Below are 1565 nucleotides of genomic sequence, written 5' to 3' on the forward strand. Positions count from 1 at the left end.
CTCCCGGCGTTCATCGGCTCTCCCGCGCGCCGGTTCGCGCGACGGCCGTCTCGGTGAAGATCGCCGCCAGCTCCGCCGGCGGCACCTGCTCGAGCTGGGCGTAGGTGCACGACTCCGGGGTGCGGTCGGGCCGGAAGCGCACCAGCCTGCCGCCGTGCCGGAACCGCCCGGACTGCAGGTGCTCGTAGCGGACCTCGGCCACCAGTTCCGGCCGCAGCGCCGTCCACGACAGGTCCTTGCCCCCGCTCCAGCGGCTGAGCCCACCGGGCATCTTCGCTTCCCTCCCGGCCTGGACGGCGGCCTGCGCGTCGGCGTCGGCCCACTCCCGCCACGGGTGGTTCTCCAGCGCGTTCGCGGTCAGCGGCGCGAGCTCGCCGACCAGTTCCGCCCGCCGGGCGGCGGTGAAACTGCTGGCCACCCCGACATGGTGCAACCTGCCCGCGTCGTCGTAGAGCCCGAGCAGCAGCGAGCCGACGCCCTTGCCGTCCTTGTGCATGCGGAAACCGGCCACCACGCAGTCGGCGGTCCGCTCGTGCTTGACCTTGAGCATCACCCGCTTGTCCTGCTGGTAGGGCAGCTCCCCGGACTTGACCATCACCCCGTCGAAGCCCGCGCCCTCGAACCGGGTGAACCAGTCCCGCGCCACCTCGGGGTCGCGGGTGAGCGGGGTGAGGTGCACGCGTTCGGCGTCGGAGCCGAGCACCTCCTCCAGTCTGGCCCGGCGTTCGGCGAACGGAGCGCCGGTCAGATCCTCCTCGCCGAGGGCGAGCAGATCGAAGGCCACGAAACTGGCCGGTGTCTCGCCGGCCAGTTTCTCGATCCTGGAGGCGGCCGGGTGCAGGCGATTCTGGAGCACGTCGAAATCGAGGCCGTGCTCGGTGACCATCACGATCTCACCGTCGAGCACGCAGCGTTCGGGCAGCGCGGAGCGCAACAGCGCGACCAGTTCGGGGAAGTAGCGGGTCAGCGGGCGCTCGTTGCGTGAGCCGAGTTCGATCTCCGCGCCGTCGCGGAAGACCACGCAGCGGAAACCGTCCCATTTCGGCTCGAAGCACAGGCCGGGTTCGTCCGGCACCGAGGGCGTGGACTTCGCCAGCATGGGTTTGACGGGCGGCATCACCGGCAGGTCCACGTTTCCTCCTCGGTCGGCGTCTCACCCCGTCACCGCGCGGCTCGTGCGAGCGCGCTCACCCCTGTGGACGTCGCGGCGGCCGCGAATTCATCGCCCCCGCGCGGGTCGGCTCGATCGTAGGCCGGACGACCGACAACTCCGGGGATTCGCCGGGCTAGTCGAGCCAGCCGTGTTCGTCGGCGAACGCCGTCAGCCGCTCCCTGATGGTGAGGATCTCCCCGGCGGTCAGCGCCGGGCTGGCGTCGAGCAGCAGCTCGGTGATCAGCCTTCGGTGCTCGTCCGCGCTGAGCTGGCCGCTGCCGCCGGAGCGGTCCTTGCGGGCGCGTGGCGCGGGCCCGGAACCGCCGCCGACCGCGATCAGATTGACGGCCTTCGGCCCGCGTTCGCCCTCGGTCATATCGAATTCGAAGACCCGGCCCTGCCGTAGTTCTTC

At 71.2% G+C, this 1565-nt stretch carries 2 protein-coding genes; both read right to left on the minus strand.

What is annotated here, in order from left to right; genetic code table 11:
- Positions 1 to 10: 10 nt before the first annotated feature.
- The gene (locus QH283_RS13390) at positions 11 to 1132 is read right to left on the minus strand and encodes an ATP-dependent DNA ligase (protein WP_280503327.1); all 1122 of its coding nucleotides are present in this window, start codon (positions 1130 to 1132) and stop codon (positions 11 to 13) included.
- Positions 1133 to 1286: 154 nt separating this feature from the next.
- On the minus strand, positions 1287 to 1565 hold a 279-nt coding region (locus QH283_RS13395), incomplete at its 5' end, for a cold shock domain-containing protein (RefSeq protein ID WP_280503328.1).

Origin of the sequence: Nocardia farcinica (genome assembly GCF_029867845.1) — a bacterium.
Classification (GTDB): Bacteria; Actinomycetota; Actinomycetes; order Mycobacteriales; family Mycobacteriaceae; genus Nocardia; species Nocardia farcinica_A.